The organism is Pseudomonas khavaziana (assembly GCF_019145205.1).
Classification (GTDB): Bacteria; Pseudomonadota; Gammaproteobacteria; order Pseudomonadales; family Pseudomonadaceae; genus Aquipseudomonas; species Aquipseudomonas khavaziana.
In genome coordinates, this window is record NZ_JAHSTT010000007.1 from 19,447 (window position 1) to 44,121 (window position 24,675).

Here is a 24,675-nt window from a genome sequence, read left to right on the forward strand (position 1 = left end):
GGGTAACCCGGCAGGACGCCGGGTTAGCCGCACTGGGCCATGGATGGCCCATTGCGGCGGCCCACGCTCCAAAACCTGCGTTCGGGCACACCGAGCCTGGGCGAGGTGCCGAGTGGTGGGGCGAAGGCCTTTTGGTTACTTTTGGGCCTTTCCAAAAGTGACCCGCTGTAAGAGCGGAACCATAAGTAGCCGTTACCGCAGCAACGGATATGTACCCCGAACGACCACCATCGAGGACAAGCCCCCGCCCACATTCGGACCGGTACACAGCCATCAAGACACCACCTCCCCAACCGCCACGCGCTCAACCCACCACTTAGCCAACCCCGACACATTCGGCGCCTTGAGCAAGGTGAAATGATTCCCCCCGCCATACCAAACCTCCAACCCACTCCCCTGCCTTCTCCACCCCTCAATCATCAATCCCTGTTCACGCTGGTTCCCCGCCGCATCCAACGCCGGATCCTGCGCCAACACCAAGCGCACCACACCATCAAACCGAGCCTGCGGCCGATAAACCGTACGCAACGCCGCCGCATACGTGCGCGCCGGCCCGTCCATGGCGTCCACGGCAGCCCGTGCCGGCAGCAACCCGACGCCGACCATCCCCGCATGCAACCATTGCCGCTGCGCCACCTCATCCCGCCCGGCAAAATCCACCGGATCAATCCCCAGGGACTCTCCTGCCGCCAACTGCATCGCCTCGATCAACCGCAACAACGCTGCCGTCGAGGTATACGGCTTGCCGGCCCGCCCCGGCGCCTCACTGTCGATCACGGTCAACGAGGCCACCTCGCGCCCCATGGCCTGCAAGCGCAGCGCCATCTCCAGCGCGACCCAGCCCCCAAACGAATGCCCGACCAGATGTACAGGCCCCTGGGGGCGCTCCAGCTCCAGCGCCGCCAGATAACACTGCGCTGCCGCCTCAACCTGGCTATGGGGTACGGCCTGCCCATCCAGCCCGCGGGGCTGCAAACCCAACAGCGGCCAGTCACGCCCCAGGGCCTCGCTCAAGCCCACAAACCCGGTCACGCTGTCACCGGCCCCCGGCACGCAGAACACCGGAGCATGGGCGGCGCGCCCACTCTGGATACGCAACAGGGGTTGATGCACCGCGCAACTTACCGGCGTACTCGCCGCCAGTGCCGCCGTGATCGCCCGGCCAAGGCCCTGGATATGCGGCGCCTGCATCATGCTCTGGTGATCCCCCGGCACCTCCACCTGGCGCAGTTGCCCTGGCGCCAGGGCGATATCCCACCCCAGCGCACTGCTGCGCCGCGACAACTCGGTGGGACGTTGCTCGGCGCTGAACAGGTGCACCGGTATCGGCAGCGGGAACAGGCTGTAATGGGCCAGCGCGTGCCCATGCCCGACTTCCCGCTGGATAAAGCTCAGCAGGTCAGCGTCCGTCGCCGCCGCCATTTGCGCGTATAGCAGACCTTCATCGCGACAGCGTTGCAGCACAGCCGCAAAGTCCAGCTGTCCAATCTGCGCCTCCAGTTGTTCAAGGCTTGCCAGCTCATTCACACCTCCCTGTGCTTTCCAATACGCGCTGCACTGCAACAGCAAATGCCGCGTGAATGCCTGCGGCCCGCTCCAGCGCGCCTTGCCCTGGTCGGTCATGCGCGGCACATAGCTGTCGATCAAGCCGAGGAAAGCCACGGTCTCGTCCAGCCCCAGCAGTTGCATGGCGATTTCATAGGCCAGCACACCGCCAAACGACCAGCCCGCCACACGGTACGGGCCGTGGGGCTGTCGCTCGCGGATCAGCCCGACCATGCGCGCCGCCAGGCCTTCCATGCTGTCCAGGTGCGCCTCGCCCAGCGCCAGGCCTGGCAGGCCATAGATCGGATAATCGCCGGGCAGGTGCTGGCCCAGGGCCGGGAAATACACGTCCATGCCGCTGAACTCATGTACCAGGAACAGCGGTGCCTGGGAGCCACTGCTACGCACGGTGATCACCGCCGTGTCAGGCAGTGCTTGATCCCCACGCTGGCGCAGCAACGCCGCGACCGAGGCCACGCTGGCATGTTCGAACAGTTCGGCCAACGCCAGCGGCAGCCCGGCTTCGTCGAGCAAATTGACCAGGCGAATCGCCAACAATGAATGCCCGCCCAGCTCGAAGAAACTGTCGTGCCGCCCCACGTGCTCAAGCTTCAATACCTCGGCCCACAACTGGGCCAGGGTCTGCTCCAGGGCATCGGCCGGCGCTTCAAACGTGCGGCTGGTCGAGGCTTCCCAGGCTGGCGCAGGCAAGGCTTTACGGTCGACCTTGCCATTGGCGGTCAACGGCAGCTGCTCAAGCGCCACGTAGGCGGACGGCATCATGTAGTCCGGCAATTGCGCCTGCAGATATGCACGCACCTGTTCAATGCCTACGGGTGCGCCTGCCCAGGTGAAATAGGTCACCAGGCGCTTGTCCCCCGGCACGTCTTCACGGGCCAGCACCACGGCCTCCTGGATGCCGTCGAACGTCGCCAGCCGGGCTTCGATTTCACCCAACTCAATGCGAAAACCACGGATCTTCACTTGGTCATCGTTACGCCCGATGCACTCCAGCAAGCCGTCGGCCGTCCAGCGTCCGAGGTCGCCGGTGCGGTACATAAGGGCGGTTGGGTTGAACGGGTCCTGCACGAACTTTTCGGCGGTCAACTCAGGACGATTCAAATAGCCTTTGGCAACACCGTCGCCGCCGATGCAGATCTCACCAGTGACGCCCAGGGGCAGCGCCTGCAACTGCGTATCCAGCACATACACCTGGGTATTGGAGATCGGCCGGCCCACCGGCACGCTGTCGGCGTCAGCGGCGAGCGCACGCACTTCATAGGTGGTGGCGTAGGTGGTGGTTTCGGTCGGCCCATAGCAATGCACCAGGCGCAGCGCCGGTGCCTGCGCCAACAGGTTGCGGAAGGCTGCCGGGTCGGCACGCTCGCCACCGCACAGCAGGATGCGCAAGCCGGCCAGGGCCTGTGGAATCAGTTGCACATACTGGTTGAACAGCGCGGTGGTGACAAACAACACCGTAGCGCCCTGCAAGGCCACGCCGAAGGCGGTCGGGTCGAGCAAGGTCCCATGGTCGATCACCTGCACCTGGCCGCCGTTGAGCAACGGCCCCCAGACGTCCATGGTGCTGGCATCGAAAGCCGGGTTCGAGGCGAAGGCCACGCGGTCACGGGTATTGAAATCGGCATAGCCGTTGTTGAGCACCAGGCGCGTGATGCCGCGATGGGGCACCAATACACCCTTGGGCGTGCCGGTGGAGCCGGAGGTGTACATGATGTACGCCACGCTGTCCGAGGACGGCGACAGGTCCGGGTTGTGGTGCGGTTGCGCGTCGAGGGCCAGGGTGTCCAGGTCCAGGCGGCGCGCGCCGTTATCTGCCGCACACTCGCTGCGGGTCAGCAGCCAGGCCGCACCACTGTCTTGCAGCATAAAGCCCTGGCGTTCTGCCGGTGCGTTGATGTCCAACGGCACATAGGCGGCGGCGCACTTGAGGATCGCCAGTTGGCTGACCAGCAAGTCCAACGAGCGCGGCAGCAGGATCGCCAGGTTATCGCCCGGTTGCACACCCAGGCCAAGCAGATGATGGGCCAGGCGGTTAGCGCGCCTATTGAGCTCGGCGTAGCTGACCTGCTGCTCGCCATGCAACACCGCCACGGCGTCGGGCCGCGCCTGGGCCTGGGCTTCGAACAGGCGCTGCACCGTATGTTCATGGGGGAAGCTGCGGTTGCTGGCGTTGAAACCCTCGAGCAGTTGCTGGCGTTCGGCCTCGGGCAGGATCGGCAAACGGCTGATGGCGATGTCGCGGTGGTCTTCCAGGGCCTGCACCAATTGCGTCAGCGCAATCTCCAGGTACGCGCACAAACGCTGGGCGCCCTGCCCCATGGCCGTCAGGCGGAAGCCTTCACCGAGGTCGTCCACGCTGATCGCGACCCCGTAATGGGTGTGCTCCTGGGCCTTGAGCAACTCGATGCCCTGCCACGCCACAGCTACACCACCCGCCTGGGTTGCGCTATGGCGATAGTTGAAAAGCACGTTGAACAATGGCGTCGCCAGGGGCACGCCGCTGCAACGCTGGGCCAATGCCAGGGGCGCGTGCTCATGGCTGAGCAGTTGGTTCAGGCGTCCATGGGTGGCACGCAGTGCCGCCAGCACCGAGTGCTCACCCAGGTCGACCCGCAGCGGCAAGGTATTGATAAACACACCCATGGCCCGCTCGGCGCCTTCGCCGCCTTGCAGGCGGCCGAGCAGCACCGTACCGAACACCACTTGCTCACGGTCGCAGACCTTGCCCAGCACATGGGCCCAGGCCAGATGCATCAGGCTGGCCGCACTGACGCCTGCCTGGCGGGCCTGGCCGCGCAGGCGCTGGCTCAGCGACGGGTCGAGGCTCAGTTGCGTGTGCTCATCGGCGCCGAGGTGAGGAACGTCAGTCGGTTCGTCGATATCAGCGAGCATCTCGCGGAAAAACCGCTCGTGATCAGCCGCACCCGAACGGGTCTGCACCACGTAGTTGCGATACGGCACGGGCGCGTCCAGGGCATCCTCGGTACCCAGCAGGAACGCCTGCATTTCATGCTGCAGAATCTCCAGGGCGATATGGTCCATCACCAGGTGGTGGAACAACAACGTCGCCACCACCCGTTGCGGTTCCTCGGCGTACACCAGTCGCATCAGCGGCGCCTGGCCGAGGTCCAGGCGTTGCGGCAAGGGCCCGCTTTCAATGCTGAGGGAGGCATGCCGCCACACCACTTGCACCGGTTCTTCCAGCCCGTCCCAATGCAGGGATGAGCGCAAAATGTCGTGGCGCTGGATCACTGCCTGCAACGCACGGGCGAATGCCTGCAGACGCACGCGGCTGTCGAAGGCAAACTGGGCCTGCAGCACATAGTCATCGCTGCCCTGTGCAGCGCGATGCTGATACAGGATGCCAGCCTGCAATGGCGCCAGCGGGTAAATATCCTGCACATTCGCCGCGCCGCCCGGGATGCAGGCAACGATGCGCTCAATAGCCGCTTGGTCGAGGTCGATCAGCGTCAGCATGTCTGGGGTGATGCGCACGCAGTCGGCCGCGATGCGATTGGCCGGCACCGCCACTTCACGCCCGCCGCCCAATGCCGCCGCCAGGGCCGACAAGGTCGGTTGGCCAAACAGCGCTTTCACATCCGCCGACAAACCCAGCCGCCGCAGGCGCCCCATCAGGCTGACCGCCAGCAGCGAGTGGCCGCCCAGCTCGAAGAAGTTGTCGTGCCGGCCCACGCGCTCCACGCCAAGCAACTCGGCCCACAACGCGGCCAAGGTGATTTCGGTGTCGCCCTGGGGCGCCTCGTATTCACGCACCATCAGGGCATCCAGGCCCGGCGCCGGCAGCGCCTTGCGGTCAAGCTTGCCGTTGGGGCTCAGGGGCAAAGCGTGCAGATGCACGAAGCTGGCCGGCACCATGAACTCCGGCAAGTGCAGCAGCAAATGGGCGCGCAGGTGTTCAACCTCGGTGGGCAGGCCGGTGTAATACGCGATCAAGCGCTGCTCGCGGGCAATCACCGCGGCTTCCTGGACCGCTGGATGCTCGGTCAGGCGCGCCTGGATTTCCCCCAGTTCGATGCGCAGGCCACGGATCTTCACTTGGTCATCATTGCGCCCCAGGTACTCGATATTACCGTCCGGCAAATAGCGCCCCACGTCACCGGTGCGGTACATGCGCCCCGGCATGAATGGATCATCGACAAAGCGCTCGGCGGTCAGCTCGGCCCGGTTCAGGTAACCGCGCGCCACTTGCACACCAGCGATGAACAACTCGCCTACCACGCCCAACGGCACCGGCTGCAACTGCCCGTCCAGTACGTACAAGCGCGTATTGGCAATCGGCTTGCCGATAGGCGTGTTGTCGGGCACGTCAGCGCCTGCGCAGTCCCACGCGGTAACGTCCACCGCTGCTTCGGTGGGCCCGTAGAGGTTATGCAACTGGCTACCCGGCAATTGCTGCTTGAAGCGCCGCACCAGGCTGCCCGGCAGCGCTTCACCGCTGCACATCACCCGCACCAGCCCTGCTGCCTGGCTGACATCGCCATGGGCCAGGAACACGTCGAGCATCGACGGCACAAAATGCAGGGTGGTGATGTTTTCTGCCGCGATTACTTCGCACAGGTACTCAGGGTCTTTATGCCCGCCAGGGCGCGCCATGACCAGGCGTGCACCCGTGCACAGCGGCCAGAAGAATTCCCATACCGACACGTCGAAGCTGAATGGGGTTTTCTGCAGCACCGTATCGCTGGCCGTGAGCCCGTATTCGTCCTGCATCCACAGCAGGCGGTTGACTACCCCGGGGTGTTCGTTGATCACGCCCTTGGGCTGGCCGGTGGAGCCGGAGGTGTAGATCACGTAGGCGGCCACACTGGCCACATCAAGGTTGCTGATGGGCTGGTGCTGCCAGGTGGGTTGGTCCAGATTGATCACCGGCACGTCACCCAGCAAACCCAGGGTGCTGCCTTGGGCCAGCACCACCGTGGGCGCGCTGTCGTGCAGCATGTAGGCGATACGCTCCAGCGGGTACGCCGGGTCCAGCGGCACATAGGCGGCGCCGGCCTTGAGGATGGCGTACAGACCGATGACCATGTCCACGCCACGCTCCACACAGATGGCTACCCGCGCCTGCGGCTGCACCCCGAGAGCTTGCAGGTGGTGGGCCAATTGGTTGGCGCGGGCGTTCAGTTCGGCATAGGTCAGCTGCTGCTCGCCCGCCTTGAGGGCAATGGCGTCAGGGCTGCGGGCTACTTGCGCTTCGAACATGCCATGCAGGGTCTGGTCGAGGTCGTAGTGCACCGCGGTGGCGTTGAAATCCACCAGCAATTGCCGACGCTCACGCTCATCCACCAGCGGCACATGCGCCAGCACCGCCTGGTCGTTAGCGACCATGGCCTGCAGTACGCGGGTGAAGTAGCCGACATAACGCTGCAGGGTCGACTCATCGAAGAGCGCCACGGCATATTCCAGCGCACCGAGAATGCTGCCCTGCACTTCGCCCAGGTTCAGCGACAGGTCGAACTTGGCAAAGTGGCTGTTCTCGACAATGCCTTCCAGGGCCAGGTCGCCCAGCGCCAAGGTCGGTGCGCTGCTGTCCTGCCAGCTCAGCAGGGTCTGGAACAACGGGCTATGGGCCAAGCTACGCGGCGGCCGGGTGATTTCCACCACCTGCTCGAACGGCAGGTCCTGATGGGCCTGGGCGGCCAGGGTCAGCGCCTTGACCCGTGCCAGCAACGCCTCGGTGCTCAGCTCGCCCGAGGTATCGATACGCAACGCCAGGGTGTTGACGAACAGGCCGATCAACCCTTCCACTTCGGTACGTGTGCGGTTGGCCACCGGCGTACCGATCACCAGGTCATCCTGCCCGGACAGGCGCGCCAGCAACGCGGCCCAGGCGCTCATCAAGGTCATGTACAAGGTGGTGCCATGGCGTTGGCTCAAAGCCTTGAGCCCGGCGGTGAGGCGTTCATCCAGGCGTACTTCGACGCTGCTGCCGGCGTAGTCCTGCTGCGCCGGACGCGGGCGGTCGGTAGGCAAGGTCAGCAATGCCGGGGCGCCGGCCAGGGCCTGCTGCCAATAGCTGCTCTGGCGGTGCAGGACTTCGCCGCTCAACCATAGGCGTTGCCATACGGCAAAGTCGGCGTACTGGATCGGCAACGGCGGCAGCGGGTCGGCGTGGCCGTGACTGAAGGCTTGGTACAGCGCCATCAGTTCGCGGGTCAGAACACCCATGGACCAGCCATCGGAGACGATATGGTGCAGGGTGAGCAACAGCACATGGTGATCGTCGGCCATCACCACCAGGCGCCCGCGCAGCAATGGGCCACGCTCGAGGTCGAACGGCGCCGAGGCTTCGCCGTGGATCAGCGCGTCCAGGGCTTGCTGGGGTTGCGGGTGGCGGCGCAGGTCCTGCACTTGCAGGGCTTGCAGTTCTTCGGCGGGCACGATCAGCACCTGGGCCTGATCGCCGTTCTGGGCGAAACGGCTGCGCAGGGTTTCATGCCTCGAGACGATGCGCGCCAAGGCCCGTTGCAGCGCCTGCACATGCAACTGCCCACGCAAACGCAGACCGATGGGAATGTTGTAGGCGGTGTTGGCACCTTCCATCAACGCCAGGAACCACAGGCGTTGTTGGGCAAACGACAGCGGCATGTCGTCATCACGATTGGCCGGCAAAATATCCGGCAAGGTGCTGCGCCCGGCCTGGGCCAGCAGCTCGGCGACCGCCGTCAGTTCAGCATTGGCAAACAAATCGCCCAGCGCCAATTCCACTCCCAGGCGCTGGCGGACCTGGGAAACCATGCGCATCGCCAGCAGCGAGTGCCCGCCCAATTCGAAGAAGTGGTCACGCCGCCCAACCCGCTCTACCTGCAATACCTCGGCCCAGATCTGCGCCAGCAGCGTTTCGATCTCGCCCTGGGGCGCGGCGTATTCGCGGGTGAACACCGCGGCCATGTCCGGCGTCGGCAGGGCCTTGCGGTCGAGCTTGCCATTGGCAGTCAGCGGCAGCGCGTCGAGCTTCATGAAAGCGACGGGCACCATGTAGTCCGGCAAGTGCGCCACCAGGTGGGCACGGATCTCGCTTATCGTCAGCGCATCGAGTTGCGGGTTCTCAGTGAAATAGGCCAACAGCCGTTCTTCACGCACCAGCACCACCGCTTCCAGGATGCCCGGCAATTGGTTGAGCCGGGTTTCGATTTCGCCCAGTTCGATACGCACGCCGCGGATTTTCACCTGGTCATCGTTGCGCCCCAGGTACTCGATCGTGCCGTCCGGCAGCCAACGCGCCAGGTCGCCGGTGCGGTACATGCGCCCCGGGTTGAACGGGTCGCGCAGGAAGCGCTCGGCGGTCAGCTCCGGACGGTTCAGGTAACCACGTGCCACGCCCTTGCCGCCCACGTACAGCTCACCCGCAACACCCAACGGCACCGGGCGCTGCTGGTCGTCGAGCAGGTACACCGCGGCATTGGCGATGGGCTTGCCGATATGCAACGGCTGGCCCGCCTCGACCTTGCCGGAAGTGGCCACCACCGTGGCTTCGGTGGGCCCGTAGTTGTTGATCAGCTCAAAGCGCTGCGCCCGGCCGAACTGGCGCAGGCGATCGCCGCCGACCAGCAGGGTGCGCAAGGTCGGGTGCTCGATGTTCTGGCTGAACGCATACTCGGCCACCGGCGTGGGCAGAAAGCTCACGTCCAGGGGCTGTGCGCACCACCAGGCCAGCAGCGCGTCGATGTCTTCGGCGCCGTCATGGGCGGGCGGCAGGTGCAAGGTGGCGCCCACACACAGCGCCGGCCACACTTCCCAAGCCATGGCATCAAAGCCGAAACCGGCGACGCTGGCGGTATGCCGTCCGGCGCGCAGGTCGAAGGTACTGCAGTGCCAGTCCACCAGGTTGGCGACGGTGTGGTGCTCCACCATCACCCCCTTGGGCAGGCCGGTGGAGCCGGAGGTGTAGATCACATAGGCCAGGTGTTTGGGGCCAACGCCAACCTTGGGGTTGCTCGCCGAGTGGTGCTGCCAGGTGAAACGGTCGAGGTTGATCACCGGCACCTCAAGCTCGGGCAGGCGCCCCAGCAAGGCATGCTGGGTGAGCACCGCCGCCGGCGCGCTGTCGCTGAGCAAGTAGTGCAGGCGCTCGGCCGGGTGAGACGGGTCCACCGGCACATACCCGGCGCCGGCCTTGAGGATCGCCAACAAGGCGGCCAGGGTGTCGAGGCCACGCCGCGCCACGATGGCCACGCGGTCATCGGGCTTGACCCCCAGCGCCAGCAGGTGATGGGCCAGCAGGTTGGCTTGCTGGTTGAGTTCGGCGTAGGTCAGATGCCGACCCTGGTGCACGGCGGCGATGGCGTCCGGGGTCAGCTCGGCCTGGGCTTCGATGCGGCCATGCAGCGTGGTGCCTTCGGGGAACAGCGCCTCGGTGGCGTTGAACTGCTCCAGCAACAGGCGCTGTTCGCTTGCAGGCACTACCGAGAGCTGGTTGAGCGCGGTGTGCGGCGCCTGCTCCAGCGCGGTGACGAGGTTTTCCAGCGCGGTGTGTAGGTAGGCGCACACGCGCTGGGGGTCGACCAGGGTGCTGGCCAGCAAACTCAGGCCGAAGCCCTCGCCGAGGTCGTCCACGCTCAGGGTCAGCGGGTAGTTGGTGCGCTCTTCGGCGCGCAACGCGGCGATGCCCTGCCAGGCCGACACAGCTTCGGCACTGGCGGCGGGTGCGCTGTGGCGGTAGTTGAGCAGCGCACTGAACAGCGGCGTCGGCGCGATCACGCCGCTGCAGCGCTGGGCCAGGGCTAACGCCGCATGTTCATGACGCAGCAAGGTGGTCAGGCGTGCGTGGGTGGCCTTGACCCCGCTGCGCACATCCTGGGCGTCCACATCCACGCGAAACGGCAAGGTATTGATGAAGATACCCAAGGCACGGTCGGTATCATGACTGCCCTGCATGCGTCCCATCAGTACGGTACCGAACACCACTTGGGCCTTGCCGGCCAACACACCCAGCACCTGGGCCCAGCCCATGTGGAACAGGCTGGCGGCGCTCACACCGAGCTGGCGGGCCTGCACACGCAAGCGCAGCGCCAGTTGCGGCGCCACCGGCTGGCTGACCTCGGCGATGCCCCGCGCATCCCCTTGCACATCCTGCAACCCGAACGGCAGGGTCGGCTCGCTGACATCGCCGAGCATCTGCCGGAAAAAGCTTTCATGCTCCTGTTCGCTGATACCCAGCCGCGCCTGCGCCACATAATTGCGAAACGGCACGGCCTGGCCCAGGGCGGCGCCCTGCCCCAACAGGCACGCCTGCATCTCATGGCACACCACTTCCAGCGCGCTATGGTCCAGCGCCATATGGTGAAACAGCAGCGTGGCGACAATGCGTTGGTTGACCGGGTCTTCAGCCCGCACCAGGCGCAGCAGCGGCGCCTGGGTCACGTCAAGGCGATGGTGGCGGGCATCGAATACCTCATGCAGTTGCGCGGCGATATCACCGTTGGCGGTGTCCAGCATCAAGGCTTGCACCGGCAGCCGCGCCTGGCGCCACACCACTTGCGAAGGTTGCGACAGGCCGTCCCAGACCACGCCAGTGCGCAGGATGTCGTGGCGGTCCATGACGCTTTGCAGCGCCTGGGCAAACGCCTCGAAGCGCTCCAGGCTGTCAAAGGCGAACTGCGATTGCATCACGTACGGGTCGCCCTGCTCGGCGCTGACATGGTGGAACAGGATGCCTTCCTGCAACGGCGCCAGCGGGTAGATGTCCTGGATATTCGCTACACCCCCCGGCACGGTGGCGACAATGCGCTCGATCTCGTCCTGGCTCAGACTCGAGAGGGTCAGCATCGCCGGGGTGATGCGTGCGGCGCCGACGGGGATGCCATTGACCGGCACCGCCACTTCGCCAGCCTTGGTCGCCGAGTATTCACCGGCCTTGATCAGCTCGATCAGCGCCGGTTTGTGCTCACGCAAGGCAGCCAATATTGCCGGGTCGCTCAAGGCTTGCTTGTTGCCGTTCACCGCCAACTGCTCGCCTTTGAGCGCCAGTTGCACGTCCTTGGTTTTCAGGGTTGCCAGCAGCTCAAGGATGTTCACAGGACGATCTCCATTCGTTCGGTCATTGCGGCGTAGCCGGCCAGGGTCGGTTGTTCGAACAACGCCCGTACATCGGCTTCCATGCCTTCCTGGCGCAGGCGCCCGATCAAGCTCACGGCGAGCAGCGAGTGCCCGCCCAGTTCAAAGAAGTGGTCATGCCGGCCTACCCGCTCCACCTTGAGCAGCTCGGCCCAGAGCCGGGCCAGCAGGATTTCGGTATCGCCTTCGGGCGCCTCGTATTCGCGTACCCGCAGCGCGTCCATGCCCGGTGCAGGCAGGGCCTTGCGGTCGAGTTTGCCGTTGGGGCTCAGGGGCAAGGCGTCCAGGTGCACGAACAGCGCCGGCACCATGAACTCCGGCAGGTGGTGCAGCAGTTGATCACGCAGACTCTGGATGTCGCTCGGCACGCCGGTGTAATAGGCGACCAAGCGTTCTTCGCGGGCCACCACCACCGCGTCCTTGACCGCCGGATGCTCGACCAGGCGTGCCTGGATTTCCCCCAGCTCGATGCGCAGGCCACGGATCTTGACCTGGTCATCGTTGCGTCCCAGGTACTCGATATTACCGTCGGCCAAATAGCGACCCAGGTCTCCGGTGCGGTACATCCGTCCGTGGTTAAAGGGGTCATCGAGGAAGCGCTCGGCCGTCAACTCAGGGCGGTTCAGGTAACCCCGCGCCACTTGCACGCCAGCGATAAACAGCTCACCGACCACGCCCAGCGGCAGCGGCTGCAACTGCCCGTCCAACACGTACATACGCGTGTTGGCAATCGGCTTGCCGATGGGGGTGTTGTCCGGCACGTCGGAGCGGGCGCAGTTCCACGCGGTAACGTCCACCGCTGCTTCGGTGGGGCCGTACAGGTTGTACAAGCCACTGCCCGGCAGTTGCTGCTTGAAGCGGCGCACCAGGCTGCCCGGCAACGCCTCGCCGCTGCACATCACCCGTACAAGGCCGGCGGCCTGGCTGACATCACCGTGGGCCAGGAACACATCGAGCATCGATGGCACAAAGTGCAGGGTAGTGATCTGTTCTGCCTCGATCACCTCGCACAGGTACGCCGGCTCCTTGTGCCCGCCCGGGCGCGCCATGACCAGGCGTGCGCCGGTAAACAGCGGCCAGAAGAATTCCCACACCGACACGTCGAAGCTGAACGGGGTTTTCTGCAACACCGTATCGCTGGCCGTAAGCCCGTACGCGTCCTGCATCCACAACAGGCGGTTGACCACCCCGGCGTGTTCGTTGATCACACCCTTGGGCTGACCGGTGGAACCAGAGGTGTAGATCACGTAGGCCTGGTGCCGGGCGGTGAGGCCTGGCACTTGGGGGTTGGTGGCTGGCTGCTGGTGCCAGGTGCTGTGGTCGAGGTCGATCACCGCCACGTCACCGAGCAAGGCACGGGTGGCGTCTTGGGCCAGCACCACCACCGGCGCGCTGTCGTGCAGCATGTAGGCGATTCGTTCCTGCGGGTAAGCCGGGTCCAGCGGTACGTAACCGCCACCGGCCTTGAGGATGGCGAACAGACCGATGACCATGTCCAGGCCGCGCTCCAGGCAGATCCCCACTCGCGAATCGGGCTGTACGCCCAGGTCACGCAGGTGATGGGCCAGGCGGTTGGCGCGCTCATTGAGTTGCTGATAGCTCAGTTGTTGCTCGCCCGCCTTCACCGCCACGGCCTGGGGTGTGCACAGCACCTGGGCTTCGAACAGGCTGTGCAGGGTCTGGTCGAGGTTGTAGTCCACCGCGGTGGCGTTGAACTCGACCAGCAGTTTATGGCGCTCCTCGAGCCCCATGATCGGCAAGCGATTCAATGCCTGGTCGGGTGCCTGCTCCAGCGCTTCGACCAGCCCGGACAACGCCGCCTGCATATGCCCGCAGACCCGCTGCGCATCCATCTGGGCCAAGGCGGTGATCCCATAGCCATCGCCCAGGTCATCCACATTCAAGGTCAGCGGGTAATTGGTGCGCCCGTCGTTGGCCAGGGTCTGCATGCCTTCCCACGCCTGCTGCGCATCGGCAGCACGGCCGGCGGCGCCGCGATGACGATAGTTGAGCATTGAGCTGAACAACGGCGCCGGTGCCGCCACGCCGCTGCAACGCTGGGCCAGGGCCAGGGAGGCGTGTTCATGGCCGAGCAATTGCGTAAGCCGCCCATGGGTGGCGCGCACGGCGGTGCGGGCGCCCTGGTCGTCGATGTCCAGGCGCAGCGGCAAGGTGTTGATAAACACCCCCAGGGCCCGGTCGGCGCCCTCGCCGCCTTGCAGTCGGCCGACCAGCACGGTGCCGAACACCACGTGCTGGCGGCCCGACGTGGCTGCCAGCACCTGCCCCCAGGCCAGGTGAAACAGGCTGGCGGTGCTGACACCCAACAGCCGAGCCTGGGCGCGCAGGCGGCGATTGAGGTCGCTGTCCAGGTGCAGGCTGTGTTCGTGGATATCGACACCGTCGCCGCGCACATCCTGTAAACCGAAAGGCAGCGTCGGCTCATCGATATCAGCCAGCATGTCGCGAAAGAATGCTTCATGTTCCTGCTCGCTGACACCCAGCCGCGCCTGGGCCACATAGTTGCGATACGGCATCGGCGCGGCGGTGGGCGCGGCGTGCCCCAGCAGGTAGCCCTGCATTTCGCGCAGCACCACGTCGAACGCAGTGTGGTCCAGGGCGATATGGTGATAGAGCAACACCGCCACCACGCGTTGGTTGGCCGGGTCAGGGGCGTACATCAGGCGGATCAGCGGCGCCTGGCTGATCTCCAGGCGATAGCGTCGCGCATCGAAGCGCTCATGCAGGCCGGCGAGTACGTCGCCTTGCAGCTGCAGCGCCTGCACACTCAGCTCAGCCTTGCGCCACACCACTTGCAGCGGTTGCGCCAGGCCTTCCCATACCACCCCGGTACGCAGGATGTCATGGCGGTCGATCACCTGTTGCAGCGCCCCGACAACGGCTTGCAGGCGCTCGATACTGTCAAACGCCAGGTGCGATTGCAGCAGATACGGGTCGCCCTGCCCGGCGGTGATGTAGTGGTAAAGAATGCCCTCTTGCAACGGCGCCAGCGGGTAGATGTCCTGCACATTCGCGGCGCCACCGGGCACCTGGGCGACCACCTGATCGAGGGTTGACTGATCAAGGGTGACCAGGGACAGCATGTCCGGGGTGATGCGTTGGCAGTCGGCGGCAATACGGTTGGCCGGTACCTGCACTTCGCGACCACTGCCGACGGCGGCGGCCAGCGCGGCGAGCGTCGGCTGGCTGAAGAGTATGCGCACGTCGGCACTGAGGCCGACCTGGCGCATGCGCTCGATCAAGCTGACGGCCAGCAGCGAATGGCCGCCCAGTTCAAAGAAGTGGTCATGGCGGCCCACTTGTTCCACCTGCAAGACCTCGGCCCAGATACGTGCCAGGGCGGTTTCGACCTCGCCTTCGGGGGCCTGGTACTCGCGGCTGAGCAAGGCCGACTGGTCGGGGTCCGGCAGTGCCTTGCGGTCCAGCTTGCCATTGGCGGTCAGGGGCAGCACGTCGAGGCGCATATAGGCAACCGGCACCAGCGCATCCGGAAGCTGCGCGTGCAGCTGCCCACGCAAGGTCTCGATATCCACCGCGCGCTGCTCGGTGAACCAGGCCAGCAAGCGGCCTTCGCGCACCAGCACCACCGCTTCGCGAATGCCGTCCAGTGCCGCAAGGCGGCTTTCGATCTCGCCCAGTTCCACACGCACGCCACGTACTTTCACCTGGTCGTCGTTGCGGCCCAGGTACTCGAGATTACCATCGGGCAACCAGCGCACCAGGTCACCGGTGCGGTACATGCGCCCGTGGTTGAACGGGTCTTGCAGGAAGCGCTCGGCGGTCAAGTCCGGGCGATTCAGGTAACCCCGCGCCACGCCGCTGCCGCCCACATAGAGTTCACCGGCCACGCCCACCGGCACCGGGCGCAGTTGTGCATCCAGGACATAACTGCTGGCATTGGCGATGGGCCGACCGATGTGCAACGCCTGCCCGGCGCGTACGCGGCCGGAGGTGGCAACCACCGTGGCTTCGGTGGGGCCGTAGTTGTTGATCACCGCAAAGCGCCGCTCCTGGGTGAACTGACGCAGGCGGTCACCGCCGATCAGCAGGATACGCAAAGTCGGGTGTTGCAGTGGCCGGCTGAACGCGTACTCGGCCACCGGCGTGGGCAGGAAGCTCACGTCCAGCGGCTGCGCCAGCCACCAGGCCAGCAGTTCATCGATGTTCTCGTTGCCCACTTCGGCGGGCGGCAGGTGCAGGGTCGCGCCGACGCACAAGGCCGGCCAGACTTCCCAGGCCATGGCATCAAAGCCAAAACCGGCCACGCTGCTGGTGTGGCTCACGGCAGTCACGCCGAAGGCTTCGCAGTGCCAGTGCACGAGGTTTTCCAGCGTGCGGTGTTCCACCATCACGCCCTTGGGTTGGCCGGTGGAGCCGGAGGTGTAGATCACGTAGGCCAGGTGCGCAGGCGTCAGCGCGGGCAGCTGTGGATTGCTGACGGCGTGGCGCTGCCAGTTGGGATCATGCAAGTCGACCATCGCCACCGGCCCCAGTAGCCCGCGGGTGCTGCTTTCGGCCACGACGGCCACCGGGGCGCTGTCCTGCAACAGGTAGGCGATACGCTCGGAGGGGTACGCCGGGTCAATCGGCACGTAGCCCGCACCCGCCTTGAGAATGCCCAGCAGCCCCACCAGCATCTGCGGGCCACGGCGGCAGCACAACGCCACGCGGTCATCCGCTTGCACACCCAGTTCCAGCAGGTGATGGGCCAACTGGTTGGCACGTTGATTGAGTTGCTGATAGCTCAGCGTATCGCTGCCTTGCTGTACGGCAATCGCATGGGGTTGGCGCTCGGCCTGCACCTCAAATGCGCCATGCAGGGTCTGGCCCCGGGGGAAGTCCTGGGTCGTGGCGTTGAACTCACCCAGCAGGGTGTCGCGCTCGGCGGTTGGCAGGATGGGCAGTTGGTTGAGCGCGGTGTGGGGAGCACTCTCCAAGGCCGTGACCAACTGCGCCACGGCGCTGTGCATGTAGTCGCACAGGCGTTGTGCGCCGATTTGTGGCACCGCCAGCACGCTCAGGCCGAAGCCGACACCCAGGTCATCCACACTCAGGGTCAGCGGGTAGTTGCTGCGTTCCTCTCCGCCGAGCAGTTGCACGCCTTCCCAGATGCCGTGGCCGTCACGGGCCATTTCGCCGGGGTTGCTGTGGCGGTAATTGAGCAAGGCGCTGAACAGCGGCGTACTGGTCGGCACGCCGCTGCAGCGTTGGGCCAGGGCCAGCGAGGCATGCTCATGGCCGAGCAAGGCGCTCAAGCGTGCATGGGTGACCTTGACCGCCGCTGACGCCCCGGCTGCAACATCGACCCGCAGTGGCAAGGTGTTGATAAACATCCCCAGCGCCCGGTCCGCGCCGTCTCCGGCTTGCATACGCCCCATCAGCACCGTGCCGAAGACCACGTCATCACGACCGGACACCAGCCCCACCACCTGGGCCCAGGCCAGGTGCATCAGGCTCGCCGCGCTCACGCCCAACTGTCGTGCCTGCTGGCGTAGCCGCTGTGCCAGCTCGGCGTGCAGCTGCAAACCGGCTTCTTCGATAGCACGGCCATCACCCTGCACATCCTGCAGGCCGAACGGCAAGGTCGGCTCGTCGACGTCAGCGAGCATGTCGCGGAAAAATTGCTCATGCTCCGCCACACTGACACCCAGCCGTGCCTGGGCCACGTAGTTGCGAAACGGTGCGGCCTCGGGCAAGCCACGCCCTTGGCCGAACATGAAGGCACGCATCTCCTGGCCGACCACTTCCATGGCGGTATGGTCCAGCGCCAGGTGATGGAACAGCAGGATCGCCACGACGCGGTCAAGCGCCGGGTCCCGGGCATAGACCATGCGCAGCAACGGCGCCTGGGTGATGTCCAGGCGGTAGTGGCGGGCATCGAAGCGTGCATGCAGTTGTTCGATGGCACCGCCCTCGGCCGGGTCCAGATGCACCTCCTGCACCACCAGCCGCGCCTCGCGCCATACCACCTGGACGGGGCTGTCCAGGCCTTCCCAGACCACGCCTGTGCGCAGGATGTCGTGGCGCGCCACCACCTGTTGCAGCGCGCCCATAAACCCGTGCAGGCGTTCGAGGCTGTCAAACGCCATGCGCGATTGCAGCAGGTACGGGTCACCCTGCTCGGCGCTGATGTGGTGGTAGAGAATGCCTTCCTGCAACGGCGCCAGCGGGTAGATGTCTTGCACATTCGCCGCTCCACCCGGCATGTGGGCGACGATACGTTCGATGGCATCCGGCGTGAGTTGCACCAGGCTCAGCATCGACGGGGTGATCTGTGTGCAGCCCGCCGGGATGCCATTGACCGGCACCACGATCTCGCGACCACTGCCCACCGCTGCCGCCAGCGCCGCCAGGCTTGGCTGGTTGAACAGCACACGCACATCGGCACTCAGACCCACTTGGCGCATGCGTTCGATCAGGCTCACCGCCAACAGCGAATGCCCGCCCAATTCGAAAAAGTGATCGTGACGCCCGACGCGTTCGAGCTTGAGCACGTCCTGCCAGATCTGCGCCAGCAGGCTTTCCACCTCGCCTTGCGGGGGCTCGTAGCCGCGATTGAGCAAGGCGCTCTGGTCCGGTATTGGCAAGGCTTTGCGATCCAGCTTGCCATTGTTGGTCAAGGGCAGGTTCGCCAGCGGCACATAGGCCGACGGCAGCATATAGTCCGGCAGTTGACCTTGCAGATAGGCGTGTACCTGGTCAATGCCCAAGTCTGCGTCGGCCCAGGTGAAATAGGCCACCAGGCGTTTGTCCCCCGGCACGTCTTCCCTGGCCAGTACCGCAACGTCCTGGATACCTGGGCAACCGGCCAAGCGGGCCTCGATTTCGCCCAGTTCGATACGGAAACCACGGATCTTGACCTGATCGTCATTGCGGCCGAGGCATTCCAGCAGGCCGTCCGCCGACCAACGCCCGAGGTCGCCAGTGCGATACATCAAGGCGCCCGGTTGCTCGACAAAGGGGTTGCTCACAAACTTCTCGGCAGTCAACTCAGGACGATTCAAATAGCCCTTGGCGACGCCATCGCCGCCGATGCAGATTTCCCCGCTAATGCCCAGTGGCACGGGCTGCAGCTGCGCATCGAGCACATAGATCTGCGTGTTGGAAATGGGGCGCCCCACCGGCACGCTGTCTGTATCGGCGCCAACTGCGCGCACTTCATAGGTAGTGGCGTAGGTGGTGGTTTCGGTCGGTCCGTAGCAATGCACCAGGCGCAGCTTCGGTGCCCGCGCCAACAGGCTGCGAAAGGCAGCCGGATCAGCGCGCTCACCGCCGCACAGCAGGATACGCAAGCCGGCCAGGGCCTCGGGGATCATCTGCACGTACTGGTTGAACAGCGCAGTGGTGACGAACAGCACCGTCGCGCCTTGGAGTTCAGCGCCGAACGCCAGCGGGTCGAGCAAGGTGGCGTGATCGATCACCTGCACTTGCCCGCCATTGAGCAGCGCGCCCCACACATCCATGGTGCTGGCGTCGAACGCAGGGTTGGAGGCGAAGGCGACACGGTCGCTGGCATTGAAGTCAGCGTAGCCATTATTGATTACCAGGCGCGTAATACCGCGATGGGGCACCAACACACCCTTGGGCGTGCCGGTGGAGCCGGAGGTGTACATGATGTACGCCACGTCCTGCGCCGATTGCGGCCGCTCAGGGTTATGCGCCGACAGACCGTCCAGCTCCAGCTCGGCCAGGTTGTCGAGCACCTGGCGGGCGCCGCTGTCCTGCACCATGAAGGTCCGGCGTTCGAGCGGCGCGTTGACGTCCAGCGGTACGTACACCGCCGCGCACTTGAGCACCGCCAACTGGCTGACCACCAGATCTATCGAGCGCGGCAGTGCCAGGGCCACCGGCTCGCCCGGCTGCACACCACGGTTTAGCAAATAATGGGCCAGGCGATTGGCGCGACGATTGAGGTCGCGGTAGCTCAGGCTGAGTGGGCCGTGCACCACGGCTATCGCTTCAGGTCGAGCCAGCGCCTGGGCTTCGAACAGTTGCGCGACGGTAAGCTGCGACGGGTATTCACGGGTACTGGCATTGAAGCCCTCAAGCAGTTGCCGGCGCTCGGCGGGCGGCAAGATCGACACCCTGTGCAATGCGGTGGTCGGCGCCTGTTGCAGCGCGCTCACCAAATGACGCAGCGCGGTAAGCATGTAGTCGCCCACCCGTTGCACATCCAGCTCGGCGACGCCTTGCACGGTAAGGTTGAAGCCTGTGCCCAGGTCATCGACATTGAGCACCAGCGGGTAGTTGCTGCGCTCCTGGGAGCTGAGGATCTGGATACCGGATGCGGCAAAGGGATTGTCCCCCGGTGCTTCATCCGGCGCGCTATGGCGGTAGTTGAGCAAGGTGCTGAACAGTGGCAACGAACCCGGCACACCACTGCAACGCTGGGCCAGGGACAGCGAGGCATGTTCATGCCCCAGCAACTGCGCCAGGCGCGCATGGGTGGCGCGCACCCCGGCTTGTACGCCGACGGCGCCGAGGCTGACCCGCAACGGCAAGGTATTGATAAACATCCCCAGCGCCCGGTCGGCACCCTCGCCGCCCTGCATGCGCCCCAGCAACACGGTGCCGAACACCACTTCCTGCTGGCCGGACACCTGGCCCAGCACCTGGGCCCAGGCCAGATGCACCAGGCTCGCAGTGCTGACGCCCAGTTGCCGCGCCTGTTCACGCAGGCCCAGGCTGAGGGCCGGTTCCAGCGGCAAGTGAGCTTCATGGATGCCGCTGCCGTCGCCATTCACATCCTGCAAGCCGAAGGCCAGGGTTGGCTCGTCGATATCGCCAAGCATCTCGCTGAAGAAGGCTTCGTGCTGCGCCTGGCTCAGGCCCAGGCGCGCCTGGGCCACGTAGTTGCGGTACTGCACCGCGTCGGGCAGCTGCGCGCTGTTGCCGCTGAGGCTGGCGCTCATTTCTTCGACCAGCACTTGCAGCGCCGTATGGTCGAGCAGGATATGGTGCAGCAGCAGGATACCGACCAGGCCGCCAGCCTCTTCGGCATAAGCCAGGCGCATCAGCGAGGCGCGGGACAGGTCCAGGCGGTAGTGGCGTGGGTCGAAGCGCTGCTGCAACTGCGCCAAAGCATCGACGCCCTGGCTATCGACACGCTCGACGGCAAGCGGTGCCTGGCGCAGCACCACTTGCACCGGCTCCTCCAGGCCCTCCCAGAGAATCGCGGTGCGCAGGATATCGTTGCGCTCGATGACGCTGTGCAGCGCCTGGACAAACCCATCCACGGCGCCCTGGTCGTTGAAGCGCAACTGCACCTGCAACACGTAGGGGTCGCCCTCGGTGGTTGCCAGGTGGTGATAAAGAATACCGGCTTGCAACGGCGCCAGGCCGTAGATGTCCTGCACGTTGGCCACGCCACCGGGCACGGCCTGGATGATGTGATCAATGGCGGCCTGGTTCAATTCCACCAGCGGCAGCATGTCCGGGGTGATCTGTTCACTGTGTGCCTGGATCAGGTTGACCGGCACCTGCACCTCGTGTTGCCCGCCCACCGCCGCTGCGAGCGCCGCCAACGTCGGCTGGCCGAACAACACGCGCACGTCAGCGCTGAGGTCAACCTGGCGCATACGCTCGATGAGCTTGACCGCCAGCAGTGAATGCCCGCCCAGTTCGAAGAAGTTATCGTCGCGGCCAACCTGGTCGAGCTTGAGCAGCTCCTGCCAGATCGTGGCGATGGCGTTTTCCACCGCGCCCTGGGGCGGCGCATAACCGCGCCGCGCCAAGGCATAGGCGTCCGGTGCAGGCAAAGCCTTGCGGTCGAGCTTGCCGTTGGTGGTCAGCGGCAACTTGTCCAGGCGCACAAAGGCGCTGGGCACCATGTACTCGGCCAGGCTCAGCAGCAAGTGGTCGCGCAAGGCGGCGACGCTGAGTTCTCCCTCGGTGATCACGTAGGCCACAAGGCGCCTGTCACCCGGTTCGTCTTCCCGGGCGATCACCACCGCATCGCGTACGCCGTCGGCGCTGGCCAGGTGCGCTTCGATTTCGCCCAGCTCGATCCGGAAACCGCGGATCTTGACCTGGTCATCATTACGCCCCAGATATTCGACACTGCCATCGGCCAACAGCCGGCCGAGGTCGCCGGTCTTGTACATGCGCAGGCCGGTGGCCGGGTCTGCAAGAAAGCGTTCGGCGTTGAGCGCCTCGCGGTTCAGGTAACCGCGCGCCACCCCGGCACCGCCCACGTACAGCTCGCCGATCACACCCAATGGCAGCGGCTCGCGCTGTGCGTCCAGTACGTACAGCTGCAAATCAGGAATACGCACGCCAATCGGGCTGACGCCGACCAACTGGGCATCCGCCGCCTGCAATGCACGATAGGTCACGTGCACGGTGGTTTCAGTGATGCCGTACATGTTCACCAACTGCGTACCGGCATTCACCGCCCGCGCATACCAGGGCTTGAGCATGCCCGGTTCAAGGGCCTCGCCGCCGAAGATAACCTGGCGCAGCGAATGCGACCGGGTGCTGTGGCCCTGGGCGGCGATCAACTGGCGGAACGCACTCGGCGTCTGGTTGAGGATGCTCACCTCGGCGTCGCAGAGCAGCGCGTAGCACTCGTCCGGTGAGCGGCTGACCAGTTGCGGCACGATCAGCAATTGGCCGCCGTACATCAGCGCACCCCAGATTTCCCACACGGAAAAGTCGAAGGCGAAGGAATGGAACAGCGCCCATACATCGTGCTGGTTGAACCCGAACCAGTGCTGGGTGGCGCTGAACAGGCGCGCCACCTGGCGGTGCTCGATCATCACGCCCTTGGGTTGGCCGGTGGAGCCGGAGGTGTAGATCACATAGGCAAGGTTGGCCGGGCTCAGGTGCAGGCGTGGGTTGAGCAGGGACGCCTGGCCAAGGTTGTCGAGGTCCACCTGGGCCAGCTCGCCGACCAACTGGCGGGTGTTGGCCTGCACCAGCACGGCCACGGGTTGGCTGTCGGCCAGGGTGAAGGCGATGCGTTCCTGTGGGTAAGCCGGGTCAATCGGCACGTAACCGGCGCCTGCCTTGAGGATGCCGAGCAAGCCGATGATCATCTGCGGGCCGCGCTCCACGCAGATCGCCACGCGACTGTCCGGGCCCACGCCCTGGGCCAGCAGCGCATGGGCGACCTGGTTGGCGCGTTCGTTGAGTTGGCGGTAAGTGAGACGTTGTTGCTCAAAGCGCACGGCAATGGCTTCGGGCTGGATGGCGGCGTGGGTTTCGACTTGCTGGTGGATCAGCGCGGTGTCGGCGTAGTGCGTGGGACTGTGATTCAAGGTGTGCAGCAGGGTGTGGCGTTCAGCGTCGGGCAAAATGTTCAGGCCGCAGAGCGGCATTTCCGGTCGCTGCTCAAGCGCCTCGGCCAGGCTTTCCAGGGCGGTGTGCAGGTAACCGGCGACCCGCTTCGCGCCAATCGATGCATCGACCATCACCGTCAGGGCAAAGTCTTCCCCCAGGTCATCGACGTTGACGGTCAACGGGTAGTTGGTACGCTCCTCGGCGCCCAGCACCTGGATGCCCTCGGCGACCTCGATCACCGCCGCCATATCGGTGGCAGCACTGTGGCGATAATTAAGCATCGCACTGAACAGCGGGGTCGGCGCCGCCACGCCACTGCAACGCTGGGCCAGCGCCAGGGACGCATGTTCGTGATCGAGCAAACGCGTGAGGCGTTCATGGGTGATCTTGACGGCAGCGCGTACGCCTTGTTCGCCGACATCCACCCGCAGCGGCAAAGTGTTGATGAACATGCCCAGGGCCTGTTCACCGCCCTCGCCCGCGCCCATACGACCGAGCATCACGGTGCCGAACACCACCGCCTCACGCCCGGAGACCACGCCCAGCACCCGGGCCAGGGCCAGGTGCATCAGGCTCGCCACGCTCACCCCCAATGGACGTGCCAGGCTGCGCAGGCGGCGACTGAGTGTGCTGTCTACGGGACTGCGCGCTTCATCGATGCCCTGGCCATCGCCCTGCACATCCTGCAGGCCGAACGGCAGCGTTGGTTCATCGATATCTGCAAGCATGTCGCGGAAAAACGCTTCATGGGCCTGCTCGCTGACACCATGGCGCACCTGGGCGATGTAGCTGCGAAACGCCACCGGCGCGGCGGCCTGGGCCTGCTCACCGGCGAGGTAGAGCTGGATTTCATGGCGCACCAGGTCCAGGGCGGTATGGTCGAGAATGGTGTGATGGAACAGCAGCATCGCCACCACGCGCTGGTTGGCCGGGTCATCGGCGAACACCAGGCGCAGCAGCGGTGCCTGGCCCAGGTCCATGCGGTAGGTGCGGGCGTCATAGCGCGCGAGCAATTGGGCGAGACGGTCGCCGCTGCCCAAATGCGCTTCTTCGCAAGCCAACTCAGCCTTGCGCCACACCACTTGCAGGGGTTCGTCGAGTCGCTCCCACACCATGGAGGTGCGCAGGATATCGTGGCGGTCGATCACCCATTGCAGCGCCTGGGCGAAGGCCTCAAGGCGGGCGCGGCTGTCGAACACAAACTGCGCGTGCAGCACGTAGGGGTCGCCCTGCGCTGCCGAAAGGTGGTGGTAAAGCATGCCTTCCTGCAGCGGCGCCAGGGGGTAGATGTCCTGCACATTCGCTGCGCCACCGGGGATGGCCGCGACGATCCGGTCGATGGCCGACTGGTCCAGGTTGACCAGCGGCAACATGGCTGGGGTGATGCGATAGGCCGGGCTCAACCAGTCACCGCCATGCTCGGCGACCAACTGCAACAGCCGGGGTTTGTGCGCGATCAATTGATCCCAGAGCGCATCATCCAAGGCTTCGTCATCACCGAGAATGATCAGGTCGCCCTCTTCAGTTTGCAGACGGATCGCGTGGGTGGAAATCGCTGCCAGTAAGTCGCTGAACTGCATGGGGAACCTGCCTGATAAGTCACGGTTTTAGAGAATGTCCGTATTCAGTTTTTCCGCTAGGCGCGGCGCCCTTGAAAAACAACGGGCGCAGCCGGGGGCCAGGAGGGGCTTCCGGCAGGCTTGGAAAATTAAGGGATTTGAAGGGTGGGGGGTG

The 24,675-nt window shown here is 65.2% G+C and carries 2 protein-coding genes; both read right to left on the reverse strand.

Annotated features, from left to right (window positions below):
• Positions 1 to 273: 273 nt before the first annotated feature.
• Complete coding sequence (locus KVH01_RS17720; RefSeq protein ID WP_217882292.1) at positions 274 to 11,601, reverse strand: non-ribosomal peptide synthetase; 11,328 nt, start codon at positions 11,599 to 11,601, stop codon at positions 274 to 276.
• Positions 11,598 to 24,521 carry a non-ribosomal peptide synthetase gene (locus KVH01_RS17725; protein ID WP_217882293.1) on the reverse strand — a complete coding sequence of 4,308 codons (12,924 nt, stop codon included), beginning with the start codon at positions 24,519 to 24,521 and terminating at the stop codon, positions 11,598 to 11,600. Before KVH01_RS17725 ends, KVH01_RS17720 begins: the two co-directional genes overlap by 4 nt.
• Between the last annotated feature and the right edge of the window lie 154 nt (positions 24,522 to 24,675).

Excerpts from the sequence above, each read along its gene's own strand:
- KVH01_RS17725 (WP_217882293.1), bottom strand. The coding sequence starts at position 24,521 with ATGCAGTTCAGCGACTTACTGGCAGCGATTTCCACCCACGCGATCCGT.